This window comes from Thauera sp. SDU_THAU2 (assembly GCF_038260575.1).
Classification (GTDB): domain Bacteria; phylum Pseudomonadota; class Gammaproteobacteria; order Burkholderiales; family Rhodocyclaceae; genus Thauera.
Map to the genome: position 1 here is coordinate 4,204,821 of NZ_JBBWUN010000003.1, position 22,302 is coordinate 4,227,122.

The window sequence follows — 22,302 nt, forward strand, 5'->3', positions numbered from 1 at the left end:
ACATCCGGACACATCACCGGCACCGAACCATGAACCAACCGTCCGCGCTGCACCGACTCAAGACGCTGATCCGCAACGAATGGCAGCAGCTCACCGCCATCACCCCCAGCAAGCGCCGCTGGCAGATGCCGTTCGCCGCGGCACTGGCGACCGGCCTGCCGCTGCTGGTCGGCGCCTACTTCGACCGCCTGGAATACGGTCTGATCTCCTCGCTCGGCGGCCTGGTGTTCCTGTACCTGCCCAACACCCCGCTGTCGCACCGCATGACCTGGCTGATGGCCTGCGCCTTCGGCATGTCGGCGAGCTACACGCTAGGCACGATCGTCCATTTCCTGCCATTGGCGAAGGCGGTGATGCTGGGCTTCATCACCGTGCTGGTGTCGATGGTGACTCGCTTCTACCGCATCGGCCCGCCCGGCAGCCTGTTCTTCGTCTTGGCTGCGGCGATCGCTGCCTACACGCCCGGCACCGTCGAGGAGATCCCGCTCCGAGTCGGCCTGCTGACGATGGGCACGCTGCTGGCGAGCCTGATCGCCTTCTTCTACAGCCTGCACGTCCTGCGCCTGGAAGCGCCCGAAGCGGCCGCCCCCTTGCCGCCGGCAGACTTCGATTTCATCGTGCTGGATTCGATCGTGATCGGCGCCTGCGTCAGCCTGTCGCTCGCCATCGCCCAGGCGCTGCAGCTCGACCGTCCCTACTGGGTGCCGATCAGCTGCGTGGCGGTGATCCAGGGCGTGTCGCTGCGCGCGGTATGGAACCGGCAGCTGCACCGCGTGCTGGGCACCGCCGTCGGCATGCTGCTGGCCTGGGGCATCATCTCGCTGCCGCTGTCGCCGTGGAGCATCGCGCCGATCGTGATCGCGCTCACCTTCATCATCGAAAGCACCGTGGTCCGGCATTACGGCTTCGCCGTCATCTTCATCACGCCATTGACGATCGTGCTCGCCGAAGCCCCCACGCTGGGGCAGTTGCCTGCCGTGGAACTGCTCCAGAGCCGCTTCATCGACACCGTGCTCGGCTGCCTGATCGGGCTGGCGGGCGGCCTCTGCCTGCACGATGTACGCTTCCGCGCCACCGTCGGCCGCCAGTTGCGCAGGCTCACGCCCGCGCGGCTGCGCGACTGAGCCGCCGGCCCTGAACGACTTGCCGCCGGTACGGTCGGAACCGACTGCACCGCGCCGAGCGCGTACTTTCCCAGTCCTTGAAACCGCTGCAGTCCACACCCATGTCCCGAACCCGCTTGCCGTCCCTCGCCCGCTCTTCCTTCGTCCTCTCCTCCTCCATGCTGCTGCTGGCCCTCGCCGGCTGTGGCGGCCCGGTGGAGGACACCCTGCCCGGGCAGCCGATCAAGCATCGCCAGGAGGCCTTCAAGGCCATGCTGCGCAGCTTCGAGCCGATGGGCAAGATGCTGCGCGACGACCGCTACCAGGCCGACGAATTCGCCCGCCTGGCCGCCGAGCTCGTCACCCTGCGCGAAGGTCCGTGGCCGTACTTCACGCCCGACACGCTCCAGCCGCCCACCAAGGCCAAGGCCGCGGTGTGGGAACGCCCGCAGGACTTCGAGCACGAACGGCAGACCTTCTACGACGCCACCGACGCACTCGCCCAGGCCGCGCAGACGCATGACAGGAACAACGCCCAGGCGGCCTATGACAAGGTTCATGCAAGCTGCAAATCCTGCCACCGCGACTTCAGGAAATAGGCCGCCGGCATCGGAACGGCGCCGGATCGATTGCAAGGATTGAATACGCCCATGCGACTACGGCGCCGATTTGAAGGAAAATAGCGGCTTGGCCGAGTGCGGCACGCCGCGCCGGTGATGGATTTCATCTTCAGGAAACGAGCATGCTGCAAAAGAACCCCGCCTTCGCCGGCGTCCCGGGCCCTGTCGTCGTGATCGTCATGGACGGCTACGGCATTCCCAAGCACACGGTCGGCAGCGCCATCGACGCTGCCCGCAAGCCGACGCTGGACGGCCTGTTCGCCCGCTATCCGAACATCACGCTGCGTGCCCACGGCACCGCGGTCGGCATGCCGTCGGACGACGACATGGGCAACTCCGAAGTCGGCCACAACGCCATCGGCGCCGGCCAGGTCTATGCGCAGGGCGCGGCACTGGTCGCCAACGCCATCGCCGAAGGCACGATCTGGCAGGGCAGCGCCTGGCAGGAGATCGTCGCCGCCGCCAAGAGCGGCGCCAACGGCAAGGCCGGCGTGCTGCACTTCATCGGCCTGTTCTCGGACGGCAACGTGCATAGCCACATCGACCACCTGAAGGCGATGGTGGTGCAGGCCAAGGCCGAGGGCGTCAAGACGGTGCGCATCCATGCCCTGCTCGACGGCCGCGACGTGCCCGAGACCAGTGCGCTGGACTACGTCGTGCCTTTCGAAGCCTTCCTGGCCGAAATCAGCACCGACGGCTTCGATGCCCGCATCGCCTCGGGCGGCGGCCGCCAGTACATCACGATGGACCGCTACGACGCCAACTGGCCGATGGTGGCGCGCGGCTGGCGCACCCACGTGCTGGGCGAAGGCCCGCAGTTCGCCAATGCCACGGCGGCCGTCGAAGGCCTGCGCGCAAGCCATCCCGGCACCATCGACCAGGACCTGCCGGAATTCGTCATTGCCGAGTTCGACGAGAACGGCAATGGCAAGCCGATCGGCACCATCGAGGACGGCGACGCGGTGGTGCTCTACAACTTCCGCGGCGACCGTGCGATCGAGATCACCCGCGCCTTCGTCGAGGACGATTTCAGCGAGTTCGACCGCATCCGCCACCCGCGCGTCACTTACGCCGGCATGCTGCAGTACGACGGCGACCTGCAGCTGCCCAGCCGCTTCCTGGTACCGCCGCCGGCGATCCGCGACACTTCGGGCGAATGGTTCAGCAAGACCGGGCTGGCGCAGTTCGCCTGCTCCGAGACGCAGAAGTTCGGCCACGTCACCTATTTCTGGAACGGCAACCGCTCGAGCAGGTTCGACGGCGAAACCTGGCAGGAAGTCCCCAGCGACGTCGTTCCCTTCGAGCAGCGCCCGTGGATGAAGGCGGCCGAGATCACCGATGCGATGATCACCGCGCTGCAGTCGGGCCAGTACAAGGTGCTGCGCTGCAACTACGCCAACGGCGACATGGTCGGCCACACCGGCAATTTCCGCGCGGCGACGATGGCGATCGAAGCGGTCGATCTGGCGCTCGGCCGCCTGCTGAAGGCGGTGGACAAGGCCGGCGGCGTCGCCCTCGTCACCGCCGACCATGGCAATGCCGACGAAATGTTCGAACTCGACAAGAAGACCAAGGAACCGGCCGTCAACAAGGACGGCTCCTACAAGGCCAAGACCGCCCACACGCTGAACCCGGTGCCGCTGATCCTGTACGACAACGTCAGCGGCGGCAGGCTGGGGCTGAAGCAGAGCGAAACCGCCGGCCTGTCCAACCTCGCCGCGACGGTGGCGAACCTGCTCGGCCTGCAGAAGCACGACAAATGGGACGACAGCCTGCTGGAGGTGAAATGACCATGACACGCACCCTGCTTGCCGGCCTCGCGCTGCTGCTTTCCGCCTGCAGCCTGCCGCCGCCGGTGGTCGAACAGGACGACGGCATTTCCAGCCAGAGCGGGCAGTTCCACTTCGCCCTGCCCAGCGGCGACTACCGCTGCGGCGAGGGCCAGCAAGTCGGGCTGCAGCGCGAGATGCAGGGCAAGGTCAACCACCGCCTGCAGCTGGACTGGAAAGGACGCCGCTACCAGCTCGAGCGCGACTTTTCCGAATCGGGCCTGCCGCGCTTCGAAGACACGGCCAGCGGTCTGGTCTGGATCGACCTGCCGTGGAAGGGGCTGCTGCTCGACGGGCGCACCCACGCGCCGCTCGCCAACGACTGCACGGCAGCCTGAACACCGACGGCAGCGGCAATCATGCCGGCCCTGATTGCCGCGATCTGGCCGGCGGCATCACGCTTGCTGCGCCCGACCGGCCAGGTGGATTGGATGTCGCCGGACGAGCCGGCAGGCGCACGATGGCCGTAGAACGAAAAGCCGGGCTTCCCTTGCGAGGAAGCCCGGCATCGATTCCGCGGCGCGGAAGGCTGCGCCCTCCGCCACTCAGGCCGCCGGAATCAGGCCTTTGCCGTCTCCAGAATGCCGTTGAGCGTGGCACTCGGACGCATCACTGCACCGCACTTGGCCGGATCGACCTTGTAGTAGCCGCCGATGTCGGCCGGCTTGCCCTGCACTTCGGTGAGTTCGGCAACGATCTTCTGCTCGTTCTCGGCCAGGGCCTGCGCGATCGGCGCGAAATGCTGCGCCAGTTCGGCATCCTCGGCCTGCTCGGCCAGGGCCTGGGCCCAGAACGTGGCGAGGTAGTACTGGCTGCCGCGGTTGTCGAGCTGGCCGGTCTTGGGCGACGGCGACTTGTTCTCGTCGAGCAGCTTGCCGGTGGCCAGGTCGAGCGTCTTGGCGAGGATCTTCGCCCTGGTGTTGCCGGTCTTGATGCCGAGGTCTTCCATCGATACCGCCAGCGCCAGGAACTCGCCCAGCGAATCCCAGCGCAGGTGGTTTTCCTGCGTCAGCTGCTGGACGTGCTTGGGCGCGGAGCCGCCGGCACCGGTCTCGTACATGCCGCCGCCGTTCATCAGCGGCACGATCGACAGCATCTTGGCGCTGGTGCCCAGCTCCATGATCGGGAACAGGTCGGTCAGGTAGTCGCGCAGGATGTTGCCGGTCACCGAGATGGTGTCGAGGCCGCGGATCACCCGCTCCAGCGTATAGCGCATGGCACGCACCTGCGACATGATCTGGATGTCGAGGCCGTCGGTGTCGTAGTCCTTCAGGTAGGTCTTCACCTTCTTGATCAGCTCGTTCTCGTGCGGGCGATAGGGGTCGAGCCAGAAGATCGCCGGCATGCCCGAATTGCGCGCGCGGGTCACGGCCAGCTTCACCCAATCGCGGATCGGCGCGTCCTTGACCTGGCACATGCGCCAGATGTCGCCCTCTTCGACGTTCTGGGTCAGCAGCACTTCGCCGGTGGCGAGGTCGGTGATGTTGGCGATGCCGTCCTCGGGGATCTCGTAGGTCTTGTCGTGCGAACCGTATTCCTCGGCCTTCTGCGCCATCAGGCCGACGTTCGGCACCGTGCCCATCGTGCGCGGATCGAAGTTGCCGTGCCATTTGCAGAAGTTGATCATCTCCTGGTAGATGCGGGCGAAGGTCGATTCCGGCATCACGCACTTGCTGTCGTACTGCTTGCCGTCGGAACCCCACATCTTGCCGCCCTGGCGGATCATCGCCGGCATCGACGCATCGACGATGATGTCGTTGGGCGAATGGAAGTTGGTGATGCCCTTGGCCGAGTCGACCATCGCCAGCGCCGGGCGGTGCTCCTGGCAGGCGTGCAGGTCGCGGATGATCTCGTCGTGCTTGGATTCGGGCAGGGTCTTGATCTTCTCGTACAGATCGACCATGCCGTTGTTGACGTTGATGCCCAGCTCCTCGAACAGCTTGCCGTGCTTCTCGAAGGCATCCTTGTAGTAGATCTTGACGCAGTGGCCGAACACGATCGGGTGCGAGACCTTCATCATCGTCGCCTTCACGTGCAGCGAGAACAGGATGCCGGCTTCGCGGCAATCGTCCAGCTCGCGCTCGTAGAACTCGCACAGCGCCTTCTTGCTCATGAACATCGAGTCGATGATCTCGCCGTCCAGCAGCGAAACCTTGGGCTTGAGCACGATGGTCTTGCCGGACTTGGTGATCAGCTCCATCTTGACGTCGCGCGCCTTGTCCAGCGTCATCGACTTCTCGCCGTGGTAGAAGTCGCCATGGTGCATGTGGGAGACGTGGGACTGCGACCACTGCTTCCATTCACCCATCGAGTGCGGGTTCTTCTTGGCGTAGTTCTTGACCGCGGCCGGCGCGCGGCGGTCGGAGTTGCCTTCGCGCAGCACCGGGTTGACCGCCGAGCCCAGGCACTTGCCGTAGCGCGTGCGGATGGCCTTTTCCTCGTCGGTCTTGGGATCTTCGGGATAATCGGGAACCGCGTAGCCCTTGGCCTGCAGTTCCTTGATGCATGCCTTCAGCTGCGCCACCGAAGCGCTGATGTTGGGCAGCTTGATGATGTTGGTGTCGGGCAGCAGGGTCAGGCGGCCGAGCTCGGCCAGCGTATCCGGCACGCGCTGCTCTTCGGTCAGGAATTCCGGGAACTCCGCCAGCACGCGGCCCGACACCGAGATGTCGGCCTCTTCGATTTCGATGCCTGCAGGGCCGGTGAAAGTGCGGATGATCGGCAGGAACGCGGACGTGGCCAGCAGCGGCGCCTCGTCGGTGAGCGTGTAGATGATCTTGGATTTCCCCTCAGCCATTCTTTTCCCCTATGTTCTGATCTCTCGCCGCCAAGCCGATGGCGGCACCCGGTCGCCTTGCGCGACGCATGGGCATGCTTGCGCATGTCGGCAGGAAAATACCACGCAACGCCGCCCCCGGGGACCGTAAAACATCAAAAGCGCCGCTAATTCTCGCCGGGGGCGGCTCCGCCCCCGGCGGGGAGCCCGACCCTCATCCCTGCATGCAGGGTCCGGCGGCCTCGCGCGCCGCGGCGTCGCGCCGCTCCACCGCCTTCAGCGCCAGCAGCAGCACGCAGCCCAGCCCCATCATTGCAGCAGCGAAATAAAGCCCGCCGGCATAGCTGCCGAAGCTTTCCCCCAGCCAGCCGGTCACCGCCGGGCCGACGATCTGCGCCACACCGTAGGAAATCGTCATCTTGCCCATCATCTTCGCCGGCCGCGTCGGGTAGTAGCGCCCCGCCATCGTCAGCACCAGGCTGACCAGACCGACGAAAGTGCCGCCGAACAGCAGCGCCCCGGCCGCCGTGCCGGCCACGCCGCCCAGCGTCACCGGCAGCAGGATGCCGACGATCTGCAGCAGCGCAGCCAGGATCAGGGCGTTGAGTTCGCCGGTGCGGCGGGCGATCAGATCCCACACGATGCAGGTCGGCGCCGCCGCCAGGCCGATGGCGAAGAAAGTCCAGTTGCCCCTGCCTTCGAGCCCGGGCAGGTCATTGACGATGGCGACGATGAAGGTGGCGCTGACGACGTAGCCGATCCCGGCACAGAAGTACGAGACCATGAACAGGCGCAGGAACAGCGGGCTCGGCGGATTGTCGTGCATCGGCGCGCCGCTCCTGGTCACCGGACTGGCATCCGGCGCCGGCAGCCAGCCCAGCGCGGGCACCAGCAGCAGGCAGCCGATGGCGGTGAACACGAACCACTGCTCGCGCCAATCCAGTACGCTGCTCATCAGCGCCACGGCCATCGAACATGCGGCGATGCCGATGCCGATGCCGCCGAAATGGATGCCCAGCTCGCTGCGGTGGCCGTGGCGGATCAGCCAGTTCAGGATCAGGCCGGTCCCCAGCAGCATCGCCCCCGAAGTCGCCAACCCGGCCAGATAGCGCGACACCGCCCAGACCGCCAGGCTGTCCGACAGCCCCATCATCGCCGTGGTCAGCACCGCCAGCACCAGGCCGACGCGATACAGCCGGTCCTTCAGCACCAGATCGCTAATCGACGCCGCGATCAGCGCCCCGGTCAGATAGCCGGCATAGTTGATCGCCGCCAGCCAGCCCCCTTCCGCCAGGCCCAGCCCGGCCTGGGCCTGCATCACCGGCAACAGCGGGGTATAGGCGAAGCGCGCCACCCCCATCGCCAGGATCAGGCTGAAGATGCCCGCGCCCAGCACTTTCATCCGCTGGATCTGATCGTCCATGTCCTTATGTCCTGTCTCCTCCTGGAGCCGAAAAGATAGTCGGCGTAAGATATCCCTTCAAGCGATTATTTCAGAATAGACCGTTCTGTTTCAGAGATACGACAATGGAACTCCTCGCCCTGCGCACCTTCGAGGCCGTCGTCGACGAAGGCGGCATCCTCGCCGCCTCGCGCAAGCTCAACACCGTGCAATCCAACGTCACCAACCGCATCCGCCGGCTCGAGGAAGAGCTCGGCACCGAGCTGTTCTTCCGCTCCGGCCGGGGCGTGGAACTCGCCCCCGCAGGCCGCGTGCTGCTCGACTACGCCCGCCGCATGCTGAGCCTCGAACGCCAGACCGTGGCCGCAGTGCGCCAGGCGGGCGAGGACGCCGGAGAACTGCGCATCGGCGCCATGGAGACCTTCACCGCGCTCTATCTGCCGGCCGTGCTGCGCGATCTGCGCCGCGCCCACCCCACGCTGGAACTGCACATCAGGACGGACACCAGCGCCGTGCTGATCGACAAGGTGCTGTCCCGCAAGCTCGACTGCGCCTTCATCGCCGGCCCGCTGCAGCATCCTGCGCTGCAGTTCGACGAACTGACCCGGGAAGAGCTGGTCCAGGTCTTCGCCCCCGGCGCCGATCCGGCACGCTGCCCGCTGATCCTGTTCCGCGAGGGCTGCGCCTACCGCGCACGCGCGCTCGCGCTGCAGCGCACGCTCGGCCACGTACACAATGAGGCGATGGAGTTCGGCACGCTCGAAGGCATTCTCGGCTGCGTTTCGGTCGGCCTCGGCTGGACGCTGATGCCGCGCCGCATCGTGCAGCAATCGTCCCACGCCGAGCGCCTGGCACTTCGTGAAGTGCCGGCCGACATCGGCATGGTGCCGACCGGCATGGTCTATCGGAAAGCCGACATGCCGCCCCGGCTGCGCGACACGCTGGCGCAGGCCGTCGCCCGCATCGCCGGCGGCACCGCGCTGCCGGATCGCCCGGCACACGGCTAAACTGCAGTTCCCGCGCCGGGCGCTCGCGACAGCGCGGCCCGGCCGCTTTCTGGCCCTTTGTTCCCCTCCCTTCCGCCCCCGGGAGCCGCTACCGATGCGCCACCTGCGTACCCTGCTTTGCGTGCTGCTGCTCGCGCCGCTGCTTGCCCTCGCCCAGCCGGCGCCTCTTCCCACTGCGGCCGAGTTGCAGGCCCAGCTCGATGCACTCGCCGAACGCAAGCTGTCCGAAGCCGATCAACTCGCCGCCCAGCAGGCACTGCAGCAGGCGCTGGCGCATCTGACGGATGCCGAAAACAGCCGGCACCAGCTCGATGCCTTGCGCAAGCAGCTGGAACGGGCGCCGGCGCTGATCGACAACGCACGCAACGAACTGGCACGCAGCCAGTCCCAGCCCGCTTCGGTGGCGATCACGGGCAATGCCACACTGGCTTCGCTCGAAACCCGCCTGACCCAGGCCGGGACCCGGCTCGCGCACTGGCGCACCATGCTCGACCAGGCCGGGACACCGGCGCTGCGCACCGCCGCCGAACGCACCCAGGCCGACATCGCCGACATGCAGGCGCGCATGCAGGCCATCGATGCTGCGCTGCGCAGCGGACGCGATGGCGGCCGCAGCTTCGGCGCCGAACACCGTGCCGCACTGGCCGCCGAATGGCACGCGCTCGATGCACGCTCGGCGCTGCGCCTGGCAGAGCTCTCGGGCAGCGGCCTGTTGCAGGATGCGGCCCAGGCCCAGCGCGAACTGGCCGAATTCGAGCTGGGCCGGATCGAGCACGACATGGAGCTGGTCCAGTCGGCCATCAACCAGCGCCGGCGTGCCGAAATGCTCGAGACCGTGCAGCAGCTCAATCAGGCCGACGCGGATACGGCGACGGGCGACGGCCTGATCGCGCGCGAGACGGCGGGCAACCAGACGCTGTCGGCCTATCTGCTGCGCGCCACCGAGCACCTGGCCGATCTGAAACAACGCAACCTCGACACCCAGCAGCGCCTCGACGCCCTCAACCGCAGCAGCACGCTGATCGCCGAGCAGATCGAAGTGCTGCAGGACAGCCCGCTGCTGCCGCGCATCCTCAACGAGCAGCGCCGGGCCCTGCCGAGCCCCCAGCCCGACAACGCGCTGACGCACCAGATCGCCGACGTGCGCCTGTACCAGTTCGAGATCAACAAGCAGCGGGAAGCGCTGAGCAAACCCGAAGCCTACGCCGATGCGCTGCTCGCCGCGCAGGAGCCGGCGCCGGATGCCGCCGAGCGCGACGCCCTGCGCAGCCTGCTCAGGAGCCGGGCCGAACTGCTGGAGCGCCTGAGCCACGAGCTCAACGCCATCCTCAGCGAATCGGTCAATCTCCAACTGCAGCAGACCCGGTTGCAGGCGACTGCCGAGCGCCTGCGGACCACGGTGGATGAACAGCTGTTCTGGGTACCGAGCAATGCCCCGCTCGACCTCGACTGGCTCAAGCGCCTTCCTGCCGCACTCGAACGCCAGCTCGCCGCGATGCCGTGGCACGCCACTGCAATCCAGCTATGGGAAGGCCTGAAGACGCAGCCGCTGGTGATGCTGCCGGTGCTGTTGATCTCCGTGCTGCTGCTGTTGCGCCGGCGCTGGCTGCGCGACACGCTCGAACGCCTGAATGCCGACATCGGCTACGTGCGCCGCGACACGCAACTTCATACGCCGCTGGCGATCCTGCTCAACCTGCTGCTGGCGCTGCCGGTGAGCCTGCTGCTGGCGATGGCCGGCCTGGCCCTGCAGATGGACGGCCGCGGCCAGAACCTGGCGCTGGGCATCGGCCTGATGAACATGGCCCAGGCCTGGCTGGTGTTCTACACCGCCTACCGCATCCTGGAGCCGGGCGGCGTCGCCGAGCGCCACTTCGAATGGCCATCGGCGCTGACCCGGAAGCTGCACCGCAGGCTGCGGCACCTCGGCCTGGTGGTGCTGGCCGTGGTGCTGGTGGTCGCGATCGCCGAGCGCCAGCCGGAAGGGCTGGAGCACGACGTGCTCGGCATCCTGACCCTGCTGGCCGGCTACGCCGTGATGGCCTGGCTGATGAGCCGCCTGTTGTCGCACCAGCGCCCCGGCGATTCGGCACGCTCGCCCCTGCAACTGCTCGGCAGCCTCGCCCTCGCGCTGATGCCGCTGGCGCTGATCGTCGCGCTGATGCTGGGCTACTATTACACCGCGCTGAAGCTGACCGGCCGCCTGATCGATACCCTGCTGATCCTGATCATCTGGGCCATCACCAACGCCACTGCCATCCGCGGCCTCGCCGTGGCCGCGCGGCGCCTCGAATACAAGCGCGCGGTCGAACGACGCGAAGCCGCCGAGCGCGAGGCGGAAGGCGACAGCCCGGCCGGCGTCGAGCTGCCCGAAACGCCGATGATCGGCATCGACCAGGTCAACCAGCAGTCGCTGCGCCTGATCCGCCTCGGCCTGCTCGGCGCCCTGCTGGGTGCGCTGTACTGGGTCTGGGCCGACCTGATCACGGTGTTCGCCTACCTCGACAACATCACGCTGTACGAATACGCCAGCGGCAGCGGCCAGGCCATCACGCTGATTCCGATCAGCCTGGGCGACCTGCTCGGCGCACTGGTCATCGCCACACTCGCCTTCGTACTCGCCGGCAACCTGCCCGGCCTGCTCGAAGTGTTGGTGCTGTCGCGCATGAAGCTGGCGCAGGGCAGCGCCTACGCCATCACCACGCTGCTGTCCTACCTCATCGGCGGTATCGGCATCGTCGCCACGCTGGGTACGCTGGGGGTGAGCTGGGACAAGCTGCAGTGGCTGGTCGCGGCGCTGTCGGTGGGGCTGGGCTTCGGCCTGCAGGAGATCTTCGCCAATTTCATCTCAGGCCTGATCATCCTGTTCGAGCGCCCGGTGCGCATCGGCGACGTCGTCACCATCGGCAACCTGTCGGGTACGGTCAGCCGCATCCAGATCCGCGCCACGACGATCACCGACTTCGACCGCAAGGAGATCATCGTCCCCAACAAGACCTTCGTCACCGGCCAGTTGGTGAACTGGTCGCTGAGCGACACCGTGACGCGGGTGACGATGGCCGTGGGCGTGGCCTACGGCTCAGACCTGGAGCTGACGCGCAAGCTGCTGCTACAGGCTGCCCGCGAAAACCCGCGCGTACTCGAAGAGCCCGCGCCAAAAGCCCAGTTCGTCGCCTTCGGCGCCAGCACGCTGGACCACCAGTTGAGCCTGCACGTACGCGAGATCGGCGATCGCGGCGCGGTGGTGGACGAGATCAACCGCCGCATCGACGCGCTGTTCCGCGAATACGACATCGAAATCGCCTTCAACCAGATCGACGTGCATGTGCGCAGCATCGACGGCAAGGAAACCCGGCTGGAAACCATCAACCATGCCGCCGCCGCTTCGGCGGGCGCGGATGCGGGGAAGACACCGGGCGCCCAGGGGTGAAACAGGATGGCGGCCGTTCGGCCACGGCCGTCATCGGGCCCGCGCCGCCGAGGAGACCGCGGAACACCGGCAAGCGGCCGCCCGCCCTATGGAAGATCTGAATAATTCGGTTTCATTCGTCGCTCCCGCGAAGGCGGGAGCCCAGTGCCTTTGACGTCAAACTGGATGCCCGCCTTCGCGGGCATGACGGGCTTTTTCAGAGCTTCCCTGGCGGGATGAAGCCGCCACCCTGACCCGCGCCGTGTGCAGTTTCCCGAGGCTGTCGATCAGGCGCTGGTGCCTGTCGAGCCCTTCCAGCGCCATGCTCGTCGGCGTCAAACCGAAGAAGCGCACGCTGCCGTCCACCGATCCCATCGCCGCATCCATCCGCGGATTGCCGAACATGCGGCGGAAGTTGGCCTCGTAATCGTCCAGTTCCAGGTCGTCGTCCAGTACGACTTCCAGCACCACATCCAGGGCCTGGTAGAACAATCCGCGTTCGAGCGTGTTCTCGTTGTACTGCAGGAAGGCCTTCACCCGTTCGTGCGCCGCTTCGAATTGCTGCAAGGCGAGATTGATCAGCAGCTTCAGCTCCAGAATCGTCAACTGGCCCCAGACCGTGTTTTCGTCGAACTCGATGCCGATCAGCGTGATGATGTCGGTGTAATCATCGAGCTCGCTGTCCTCCAGGCGCTCGAGCAGCGCCTCCAGGCCGGCGTCGTCGAGGCGGTGCAGGTTCAGGATGTCGGCGCGGAAGGACAAGGCCTTGTTGGTGTTGTCCCAGATCAGGTCTTCCACCGGATAGACTTCCGAATAACCCGGCACCAGGATGCGGCAGGCCGTTGCGCCGAGCTGGTCATACACCGCCATGTACACTTCCTTGCCCATGCCCTCGAGAATGCCGAGCAATATGGCGGCCTCCTCGGCATTGGCGTGTTCTCCGCGGCCGGAAAAATCCCACTCGACGAAATCGAAACCGGCCTTGGCGCTGAAGAAGCGCCACGACACCACGCCGCTGGAATCGATGAAATGCTCGACGTAGTTGTTCGGCTCGGTCACGGCGTTGCTTTCGAAGGTGGGCCGCGGCAGATCGTTCAGGCCTTCGAAACTGCGCCCCTGCAGGAGCTCGGTGAGGCTGCGCTCCAGCGCCACCTCCAGGCTCGGATGCGCCCCGAACGACGCATACACGCCGCCCGTGCGCGGATTCATCAGGGTGACGCACATCACAGGAAACGCCCCGCCCAGCGACGCATCCTTCACCAGCACGGGAAAGCCCTGTTTTTCCAGCGCGTCGATGCCGGCCAGAATGCCGGGGTACTTCGCCAGCACTTCGTGCGGCACGTCGGGCAGTGCGATTTCACCTTCCAGGATTTCGCGTTTCACCGCCCGCTCGAAGATTTCCGACAGGCATTGCACCTGCGCTTCGGCCAGCGTATTGCCGGCGCTCATGCCATTGCTGAGAAACAGGTTGTCGATCAGGTTGGAGGGGAAATACACCACCTCGCCGTCCGACTGGCGCACGTAGGGCAGCGAACAGATGCCACGCTGCACATTGCCGGAATTGGTGTCGTACAGATGCGAGCCACGCAGCTCGCCGTCGGCGTCGTAGATCCGCAGGCAGTATTCGTCGAGTATTTCAGCAGGCAACGCATCTCCGGGGCCGGGCTTGAACCAGCGTTCGTCCGGGTAATGCACGAACGCCGCGCCGGCAATGTCCTGCCCCCAGAACTGGTCGTTGTAGAAATGATTGCAATTCATCCGCTCGATGAATTCGCCCAGCGCCGACGCCAGGGCGCTCTCCTTGGTCGCACCCTTGCCGTTGGTGAAGCACATCGGCGAGTGCGCGTCGCGGATGTGCAGCGACCACACGTTGGGCACCAGGTTGCGCCATGACGCGATTTCGATCTTGATGCCCAGGCCCGCAAGAACCCCCGACATGTTGGCGATGGTCTGTTCCAGTGGCAGATCCTTTCCCGTGATGTAGGTGCCTGCCCCGGCATCCGGATTCAGCGTCAGCAAGGCCTGCGCATCGGCATCCAGGTTTTCCACTTCCTCGATCACGAACTCGGGCCCGGTCTGCACCACCTTCTTCACCGTGCAGCGCTCGATGGAACGCAGGATGCCCTGCCGGTCCGCCGCGGAAATATCCGCCGGCAATTCGACCTGGATCTTGAAGATCTGCTTGTAGCGGTTTTCGGGATCGACGATGTTGTTCTGCGACAGGCGGATGTTGTCGGTGGGGATGTTGCGCGTTTCGCAGTACAGCTTCACGAAGTAAGCCGCGCACAACGCCGATGACGCCAGAAAATAGTCGAACGGACCGGGCGCCGAGCCGTCGCCCTTGTAGCGGATGGGCTGATCGGCCACCACCGTAAAGTCATCGAATTTGGCCTCGAGACGAAGCTTGTCGAGGAAATTGACCTTGATTTCCATACGGGAACCCTGAAACAGCGCGGTAGGCGCCAGACTGAAATGCAATACCTTTATCCAGAAAAGGTATATGCGTGGAAAGAATCTACGAGCAATCGAATATGGACGAGCGTAACATGATCCATCGCCAACGCTGGATGCCCGACGGGCGCGGTGCTGCCTTCGGAGTGCGGCACGGCCTGCGTTGCCAGTCGGAGTATCCCCCAACTCGGGGCCTTCGTTGTTACAGAGGCGCCGAGCCGGCACGTTGCTTGGCAGCGACGAAGTCTCCACGCGGGATGTACAGCAGGTCGCCGAGCTTGAGCATCAGGTGGTTCTCGTAATGGCTTAGGCGGCCGTCTGCATAGGCCACACGCCACAGATATTCGACGATCCCGACCTTCTCCGCCATGCTGTAGCCCTTGTTGAGCTGCGAGGTGAAGCCGTACAGGTCGGGCGCCTCGCGCGAGGCGGCATGGGCCAGTTCGTACAGGCGCTCCAGCTCGTCGGCATGGAGATCGAACTGGGTACGCAACGACGCCAGAATGGCTTCGCGCTCGGCATTGCCGGCTTCGGCGTCGGCACGCATGACCTCCACCAGCAATACGGCAGTCGCCAATTGCAGGCGATGTTCGGCATCGCCCGGCTGGCCTGCAGGCACGGGTTCGGCAAGGATGCCAAAGAGTTCCTTGAGGGTACGGAGCATGATGAGCGGAGCTGTACGGCAAAGTGCGAGTATCGAATGATCTGCGCTGAGGCGGAAGGTTCCGCGGGCGAAGCTCATGGCGAGATTCGCCCGCGGAAGCGATGAACTTCACCTTTGGCGCTGCCCGCACGGCCCAACTCAGCCTGCAGGTTGCAAACGCCGGTCAGCGCCCATAGCCATGTCCGTTAGCAGGCTGATGCAAAAGAGCTGAACACTACGTCGGCCAAGGGGTTTAAATTGATCTTCACAGCGACTTCGTCGAGAGAATGGTTTTTTCAATTCGGCCCACATTGCCGGCGTGCCCGCTCCGAGACTGATCAGCCCCTCTTCCGTTTGCCCGGCTCACGCCGTTCCTCCCGCGCTTCCCAATTTCGCGATTCTCAACAAGTTGTAGGCTGCGCCAGAAATGAAGGCCGCCATCTGCGTCTTCGCCTGCCCGATGAATCGCGTCTTGCGCAACCCACCGACCGTCTTGAGCCAGCCGAAGATTTCCTCCACCCGCTTTCGCTTGCGTTGGCTGATCCGATAGCCCTCGGTTCGCGTCGTGCGCCCATCGAGTCCAGGCGTGCAGCGATGGTCGATTCGAGCAATGTGCGGCCGGATACGATGCGCGCGCAGGTGCGCTACGAAATCCTTGATGTGGTAACCCTTGTCGGCCGCCAGACTCTTGGGGTGGATACGCCGCCGGCGGGCGCGGGTGAGCATCGTGCGTGCAGCACGGTGCTCGGCCTGCGTCGATTCCGTGATCAGGATGTCGACACACAGGCCATGACGGTTCTCCATGAGCACATGCCCGCCGTAGCTGAGCCTGGCAGGCTGGCCGTTACCCTTTCGCATGAGCCGTGCGTCAGGATCAGTGCTGCTCTGGTGTGTGGCGTTCGAACGCTTCTCACCTTTGAAATCGACCATCCCCGTGCCATCCCCACCGTCTTTCGGCGGCTCGCCGTCCTTGCGCTTGAAACTCTTGAACGAGGCCCAGGCTTCGATGAGCGTGCCGTCGACAGTGAAGTGATCCGAGGACAGCAAATGTTGCCGGCGCGCCAGGCTCACCACCTCGTCAAAGAAGCGGCGGGCGATATCAGTCGCCACCAGGCGTTCGCGCAGGCGGCTGAAATTCGACTGGTCCAGGCCCGCGCTCTCCAGGTCCATGTCGAGGAACCAGCGAAAGAGGATGTTGTAGTCCAGTTGTTCGCAGAACTGCCGGTCAGACCGGATCGAGTACAGCGCGATCAGCAATTGCCCCTTGAGCAGGCGCTCAGGCGGAATCGACGGGCGGCCGGTACTCGAGTACAACGCATCCAGATCCGCCGAAATGGCACTCAGCGCCCGATCGGCCAATTGCTTCACCCTTCGCAGGGGATGATCGGCCGGTACACGCGAGTCCGGCGAGAAATAATGAAACATCGAGGACTGGGGATCGAGTTGGCCGCGCATCGCTGTCAGAACAAGGGGTTGAGGAACGAGTCTAGGACTATCGACTCGCAGGATCGTTCACTAGGTTCTGCATCAGCCTGTTAGAATCGATACTTCACGTTCAATTGCACATCGCGCGGCGTACCGTACATCCCGGAATAATATGTACTGAATACGGAAGCAATGTATTTTTTATCGAACACATTATTGACGTTCAGCGTAACTGCCAAATTATCGCTTACATCATATCTTGCCATCAAGTTGGCAACTGTGTAAGCTTTTTGCTCCCAAGACAAATCCTTATTCACCATCCATACATTTATCGTCGAATCGGTCTTGCTCTGCCAAATAGCCCCGCCGCCGATTGTCAGACGATTAAACTCACCCGGCAGGCGATAGCTCGTCCAAAATTTTACCATGTGTCGGGGAAAATCAGCTTTGATGCGTTGCCCTCCTGCATCCTGCGTTTGACTATATGCATAGGATGCGGAAATGTTCCAGTTCCGGGTCAGTTCGCCAAATGCTTCCAGATCAAATCCTTCTGTCTTTGCCCCTTTAACGGCACGGTAAGCGGCTGTCGTAGTGCCTGCTACCGTTTGTCCTGGATCGCGTTCGGAAAGATTGTCTTGTCTGATCTGATAGAGGGAAGCCGCCGTCTGAAGCTTGTTGCCCAGCCATGTGCTTTTAAGTCCCAGTTCATAGTTGTCGCCTTCCAACGGGTCCAGGTAGGCTCCGCTACGATCCTGCACGTTTTGCGGCTTGTAGATGGTGGTGTAGCTAGCATAAACGGAGTGACTCTTGTTCAAGTCGTATACGAGTCCCGCATACGGAGTGAATACGTGGTCTTCGGATTGCGGAGAACTGGAGTAATAAGCGCCGCTGGTGACATAGTCGGCGTCGAAGCTGAAGACTCTGGCTCCGGTGATGAACTTCAGGTTTTCACCCAAGTGGAAGCGGCCCGCGCCATACAGACCTTTCTGGCGTCGCGTGCTGTCGTATTCCAGATATGTTTCGCCGGGTACGACGCGGCCGGAGTGGTCCCAAGAATAGAGATTCACCGGAGAGGCATGCAATCCGTTGACATCGCGAGCGCGGCCGGTATTGCTTTCAAAGTTAAGATAGTCGAGGCCAAAAACCAGTTCATGTTGTCGGTCAAACAGTTCGACCGGGCCTTGAATGTTGATGTCGAGACTTTCGGTGCGAACCTTGTAGTCATATTGTTCGGCGAAGAGGGATAGGCCGTCGCCGGTATTTTTGTCCGGAATGGTACTGGCGAAGGCCAGATAAGCCACCCGGTTGTCTTGTGTCGAACGCATGCCGTTGGCCGATATCTTCAGCTTCCAGTCGCCGGCTAGTTTCTGATCGAGTGTCGCAAACACAGTGGTGGAGCGGATATCGAGGCTGTTGTCACGGCTGCCGGAATTAAAGGAGCGCGGCAAGTCGGTTCGCGTACCGTCGCTGTACCACAACGGAAAACCCATGTAGAACATTTGGCCGTCGAATTCGTTTTTCTGGTGTTCCAGGCCGAGCGTGACCTTCGTTCTTTCGGTGATATCGGCTTCAACGACACCATAGAACAGCTGTTTGTTCTTGCTGTAGTCGTCGATGAAGCTATCGCCATCCTGCCATGAGGCGACCAGGCGTCCGCGAACCGTTTTCGTCCGGTTGAGTGGCCCGGACAAATCGAGTGTTCCACCCTTGTTGTTCCAGGAGCCAAGATTGGCCTCGACCGAGCCTTGGAATTCGTCGGTCGGTTTTTTTCTCACCATGTTGATGGTGCCGGATGGATTGCCCGCTCCGCTCACCAACCCGGAGGCTCCGCGCAGGATTTCGACCCGGTCGTAGACCGCCATATCCGCCATGCCCTGGGGCGAAACGTCGCCAAGACCATAGTATTCGGCGTAACTGCTGACACCATCCAGTTGGAAGTTGTTGACCGTGTAGCCACGGGAAATCGGGTAATAGCGTTCCGTACCCATTGACGACAGGACGATTCCGGGTGCTTGTTCGAGCACTTGCCGGATATTGATCAGCCCTTGGTCTTCCATGCGCTGCTTGGTGATGACACTGACCGACTGCGGTGTTTCCTTCACCGTCAGCCCCAGCGGGGTGCCCGTACCGACGGGGCCGGTAGGCGCGTAGCTGCCGGTGCCTTCCGTGGTGCCGCTGCGCTCGGCTGTGCCAGTGACCATCACCGGCGTGAGCCGCGCTTCACTCCGACTCGCCGGCAGCCTGCGCAGCCGGTAGCCGCCATTTTTTCCCTGCACCGCCTCCAGCCCGCTGCCGGCGAGCAGCCTGCCCAGGCCGGCCTCGGGGCTGTAGCTGCCGTCGAGGCCGCTGGATTGCAGTCCGTCGGTGAGTGTGGCGTCGAAGGTGAGGGTGATGCCGGCCTGGGCGGCGAACTGGTACAGCGTCTGGCTCAGCGGGCCGGCTGGCAGGGCGTAGGTTCCTGCGGTTGCCGATGCGGGGGGCTCGGCGGCGATGGCCGGGGCGTGGGGGAGGACGGCGGCGCAGGCCAGTCCGACGAGGGCGGTGCGCAGGTGGGCGGCCAGGGGGCGCAGGGGGCGGGGTTGCCGGGTTTGCACGGAAGCTCCTTTCGAAAGTCAGTCAACGAGGGTTTCTCTGACTTGTCGAACGAAGCAGAAAAAGGGGCCACTGCCTTCGAGATTTCCATTGCGCGCCCGCCCGGGGCCATGGCGCGGTCGATCAGTCGGCGTCGCTCGCCGGGCCGATGCGTTTGGCCGGTATCGCGCCGCCCATCTGTATCCAGGTGAATTCATGGTCGTCGGCCGTGCGCTGCGGACGCAGGATGGCGTCGAAGTCGTGCGGATGGAAATCGCCGGCGCTGTCGTAGGCCATCCGGTAGGCGCCTTGTCCGGCAGCCTGGATTTCCAGCGCATCGCCCCGGCGCCGCAGGCTCATCCTGAGACCGCTGGCCAGTTCCCATTCGCCCGCCAGTGCATCGAGCAGCGCCGCATCCGGTGTTGCCGTCCGGCGCGGTTCGCCGAGCGGGAAGGAATCATCGGTCAGGTGCAGGCCCAGCGAACCCAGGCCGCCGATGGAATTCCATGCGGTGTCGGACAGGATCACCACGCCGCGCTGCCTTTCCTTGTCGAAGGACACGAACGAGGAAAAACCGCCGGTGCCGCCTTCGTGTACATGCACGACGCGGCCAGCGGCGCGCAGCAGCATCCAGTTCATGGCCATGGGCGGACGGGGGAGCAGTCTTTCCTGGGTCAGGCGCAGGGCCGGCGTGACGGTGGTTTCCGGCTGGCCAAGTTGGCCACGCAGGTAATGCGTCATGTCCTCCAGCGTGGCGCGCACGCCGCCGACGCCGGCCAGGTCGGTGGCAAAGGTCCAGGCCGCCGCCGGCTGGCGGTTGGGCGTATGGCCGGTGGCCGCGCGGATGCCGGCCGGCGCCGCGCCCAGGTGCGCATGCCGCATGCCCAGCGGCGCGAACAGCCGTTCGTGCAGCAGCGTGCCGAGGTCGCTGCCGGCGCGGCGCGCCACGGCGTAGGAGAGCAGCATCGCAGCGAAGTTAGAGTATTCGAAGCGGCTGCCCGGCGCGGCGTTCAGCGTGACGTCGCCGAGCGAAGCCAGCAGCGCCGCTTCGTCCAGGTTGGCATAGGGGTCGTCCATGCGGGTCGCCCCCAGGCGCGAGGGCAGCACCGGCAGGCCGGAGGTATGGGTGACCAGATGGCGCAGCAGGATCGGCTGGCCCTGGTAGTCGGGCACCCTGGCGTGTTCCGGCAGCCACGCCGACAGCGGATCGTCGAGCGCGCCCTTGCCTTGCAGGATCAGGTCGGCGAGCAGCGCGGCGGTCATCGTCTTGCTGACCGAGCCGATCTCGAAGGCGGTGTCCGGCCCGATGCGGGGCAGGTCCCGGTCGTCGGCGCACTGCCAGGTTCGGGCGACGCGCTCCTGTTCGATCACCGCCACGGCCATGCAGGCGCCGGTACGGTCGCCCTGCAGGCGCTGGCGGACGAGGCCGGCGAGTTCGGCGTCATCGAGCGCATGGCTGCCGGCGCTGGCGGCGGTGAGGATCAGGGCGATGGCGGCGGTGGATTTTTTCATGGCTGGCGGGGATGCACGTTGACCCAGTAGCGCGTGTGCCGGCGCACGCTGATGGGCAGGTTTTCCTGCAGGATGGCGAGGATGCGGTCGGTGTCGTCGAGCTGGAAGACGCCGGAAATGCGCAGGTCAGCTACTTCGGGCGCGCAGCGCAGGATGCCGGGGCGGTGGCGGGAGAGTTCGGCGAGGAAGTCTTCCAGGCGCTGCTTGTCGGCGATCAGGTTGCCCTGCCGCCAGGCATCGCTGCCGGCCGAGGCAGGCTGGACCGGGCCGCTGGCGTGGGCGGAGAAGCGGACGCTCTGGCCAGCGTCCAGCCGCAGCGCGGCGTCGCCCAGGGCGGGGCGGATTTCCACGGCATGTTCGAGCACGCTGACCCGCGTCTGCCGGCCGCCTTCGCGCTGGACGATGAAGCGGGTGCCCAGCGCACGGATGGTGCCGTGCTCGGTCTGGACCAGGAAGGGGCGGGGCGGCCGGGTGCTGTCCGGAGCGGTGTGGATGAGGATTTCACCGCTCTGCAGCACGATGCGGCGCTGGGCCTCGTCGAAGCGCACGTCGGCGGCGCTGGCGGTGTTGAGGTGGAGCAGGCTGCCGTCGGCAAGGCGATGGTCGCTGCGCTGGCCGGTGGCGGTGCGGTAGTCGGCGGCGAGTTCTCCGCCCCATTGGCGCCAGCCCAGCCAGCCGGCGGCAGGCGCGGCGAGCAGCACGGCGAGGGCCTTGGCAACGCGGCGGCGCTGGGCCTGGCGGCTGCGGTGCAAGGCCTCGGTGCCGGTGCCGGCGGGAATGGCATTCAAGGTGCCGGCCAGGGTCTCGGCGGCCTGCCAGGCGCGTTCGTGCTCGGGGTGCTGGGCGCGCCAAGCGTTCAGCGCCTGGCGGCCGGCGGCGTCCAGTTCGCCGGCGTGCAGGCGCACCAGCCAGCCGGCGGCCTGGTCGACCACGTCGTTGGCGGGAAGCGGGCCTGCGCTCACGGCCGGTTTACATCAGCGCCCGCAGGCACTGGGCGAAGGCGGTATGCATGTGGCGCTTGACGGTGCGCAGGGAGAGGCCCAGGCGTTCGCCGATGGCCGCATAGGCGAGGCCGTCGATCTGCGAGAGCAGGAACACCCTGCGGGTCTTGTCCGGCAGGGCGGCGAGCAGGGTGTCGATGCGGTAGAGCGCTTCGATGACGAGCAGGCGTTCTTCGGGCGAGGGGGCCAGTGGCTCGGGCTGCATGGCCAGGGCTTCGAGGTAGGCTTGTTCCAGCGCCCGGCGGCGGATCTGGTCGACCATCAGGCCGTGGGCGACCGTGCGCAGATAGGCGCGCGGTACACGGAAGGCTTCCTGTTCGCGAACGCTCAGCAGGCGCAGGAAGGTATCCTGCGCGAGGTCGGCGGCCTGCTGCGAGCAGCCGGTCTTGCGCCGCAGCCAGGCGAACAGCCAGCCGTGGTGGTCCTGGTAGAGCGTGGAAATCGATTCGGGTGTTGCCGCGCTGCTCACGCAAATCTCCGGGGAAAAGCGCCGCCGGTCGATGGGGAATGGGGCGGTTCGCTTTATTTATTGCGAATCGTTCCCATTCTTGTG

The 22,302-nt window shown here is 65.0% G+C and carries 15 protein-coding genes; 6 read left to right on the top strand and 9 right to left on the bottom strand.

Translation table 11 applies throughout. The features are described from left to right. The first annotated feature begins 29 nt into the window (after positions 1 to 29). From AAFL97_RS21410 to AAFL97_RS21425, 4 genes are all read left to right on the top strand, one after another. Positions 30 to 1,124 carry an FUSC family protein gene (locus AAFL97_RS21410; RefSeq protein WP_341646656.1) on the top strand — a complete coding sequence of 365 codons (1,095 nt, stop codon included), beginning with the start codon at positions 30 to 32 and terminating at the stop codon, positions 1,122 to 1,124. A 101-nt stretch (positions 1,125 to 1,225) separates the two neighbouring features. Next, on the top strand, positions 1,226 to 1,702 hold the full coding sequence (locus tag AAFL97_RS21415; RefSeq protein WP_341646657.1) for a c-type cytochrome: 477 nt from the start codon (positions 1,226 to 1,228) through the stop codon (positions 1,700 to 1,702). Between the two features lie 143 nt (positions 1,703 to 1,845). Continuing rightward, positions 1,846 to 3,513 (top strand): 2,3-bisphosphoglycerate-independent phosphoglycerate mutase, encoded by a 1,668-nt coding sequence (gene gpmI / locus AAFL97_RS21420; protein ID WP_341646658.1) that lies wholly within the window; start codon positions 1,846 to 1,848, stop codon positions 3,511 to 3,513. Continuing rightward, positions 3,510 to 3,890, top strand: coding sequence for a hypothetical protein (locus tag AAFL97_RS21425; protein WP_445954516.1), 381 nt, complete (start codon positions 3,510 to 3,512; stop codon positions 3,888 to 3,890). Before gpmI ends, AAFL97_RS21425 begins: the two co-directional genes overlap by 4 nt. A gap of 221 nt (positions 3,891 to 4,111) precedes the next feature. Here the strand turns inward: AAFL97_RS21425 and AAFL97_RS21430 are convergent, their stop codons facing one another. Next, the gene (locus tag AAFL97_RS21430; RefSeq protein ID WP_341646659.1) at positions 4,112 to 6,349 is read right to left on the bottom strand and encodes an NADP-dependent isocitrate dehydrogenase; all 2,238 of its coding nucleotides are present in this window, start codon (positions 6,347 to 6,349) and stop codon (positions 4,112 to 4,114) included. A gap of 193 nt (positions 6,350 to 6,542) precedes the next feature. Then, on the bottom strand, positions 6,543 to 7,751 hold the full coding sequence (locus AAFL97_RS21435; protein ID WP_341646660.1) for a YbfB/YjiJ family MFS transporter: 1,209 nt from the start codon (positions 7,749 to 7,751) through the stop codon (positions 6,543 to 6,545). Positions 7,752 to 7,855: 104 nt separating this feature from the next. On the opposite strand from AAFL97_RS21435, the gene AAFL97_RS21440 reads away from it, so the two are divergent. Both AAFL97_RS21440 and mscK read left to right on the top strand, forming a co-directional pair. Further along, positions 7,856 to 8,737, top strand: coding sequence for a LysR family transcriptional regulator (locus AAFL97_RS21440; protein ID WP_341646661.1), 882 nt, complete (start codon positions 7,856 to 7,858; stop codon positions 8,735 to 8,737). Between the two features lie 94 nt (positions 8,738 to 8,831). Beyond that, positions 8,832 to 12,167, top strand: a complete 3,336-nt coding sequence (mscK, locus tag AAFL97_RS21445) for a mechanosensitive channel MscK (protein WP_341646662.1) — start codon at positions 8,832 to 8,834, stop codon at positions 12,165 to 12,167. Positions 12,168 to 12,323: 156 nt separating this feature from the next. Here the strand turns inward: mscK and AAFL97_RS21450 are convergent, their stop codons facing one another. From AAFL97_RS21450 to AAFL97_RS21480, 7 genes are all read right to left on the bottom strand, one after another. After that, positions 12,324 to 14,579, bottom strand: coding sequence for an OsmC domain/YcaO domain-containing protein (locus AAFL97_RS21450; protein WP_341646663.1), 2,256 nt, complete (start codon positions 14,577 to 14,579; stop codon positions 12,324 to 12,326). A gap of 220 nt (positions 14,580 to 14,799) precedes the next feature. Then, positions 14,800 to 15,261, bottom strand: coding sequence for a tellurite resistance TerB family protein (locus AAFL97_RS21455; protein ID WP_341646664.1), 462 nt, complete (start codon positions 15,259 to 15,261; stop codon positions 14,800 to 14,802). A gap of 342 nt (positions 15,262 to 15,603) precedes the next feature. Next, positions 15,604 to 16,695: an IS5 family transposase gene (locus AAFL97_RS21460; protein WP_341644281.1), complete on the bottom strand. Its 1,092-nt coding sequence runs from the start codon at positions 16,693 to 16,695 to the stop codon at positions 15,604 to 15,606. 80 nt (positions 16,696 to 16,775) lie between these two features. Continuing rightward, a complete protein-coding gene (locus tag AAFL97_RS21465) occupies positions 16,776 to 19,259 on the bottom strand; it encodes a TonB-dependent siderophore receptor (protein ID WP_341646665.1) in 2,484 nt (827 codons plus the stop codon). Positions 19,260 to 19,380: 121 nt separating this feature from the next. Next, positions 19,381 to 20,748, bottom strand: coding sequence for a serine hydrolase domain-containing protein (locus AAFL97_RS21470; RefSeq protein ID WP_341646666.1), 1,368 nt, complete (start codon positions 20,746 to 20,748; stop codon positions 19,381 to 19,383). Then, a complete protein-coding gene (locus AAFL97_RS21475; RefSeq protein ID WP_341646667.1) occupies positions 20,745 to 21,710 on the bottom strand; it encodes a FecR domain-containing protein in 966 nt (321 codons plus the stop codon). The genes AAFL97_RS21470 and AAFL97_RS21475 overlap by 4 nt, the downstream gene beginning before the upstream one ends. Positions 21,711 to 21,717: 7 nt before the next feature. Continuing rightward, on the bottom strand, positions 21,718 to 22,218 hold the full coding sequence (locus tag AAFL97_RS21480) for a sigma-70 family RNA polymerase sigma factor (RefSeq protein ID WP_341646668.1): 501 nt from the start codon (positions 22,216 to 22,218) through the stop codon (positions 21,718 to 21,720). Positions 22,219 to 22,302 lie beyond the last annotated feature (84 nt).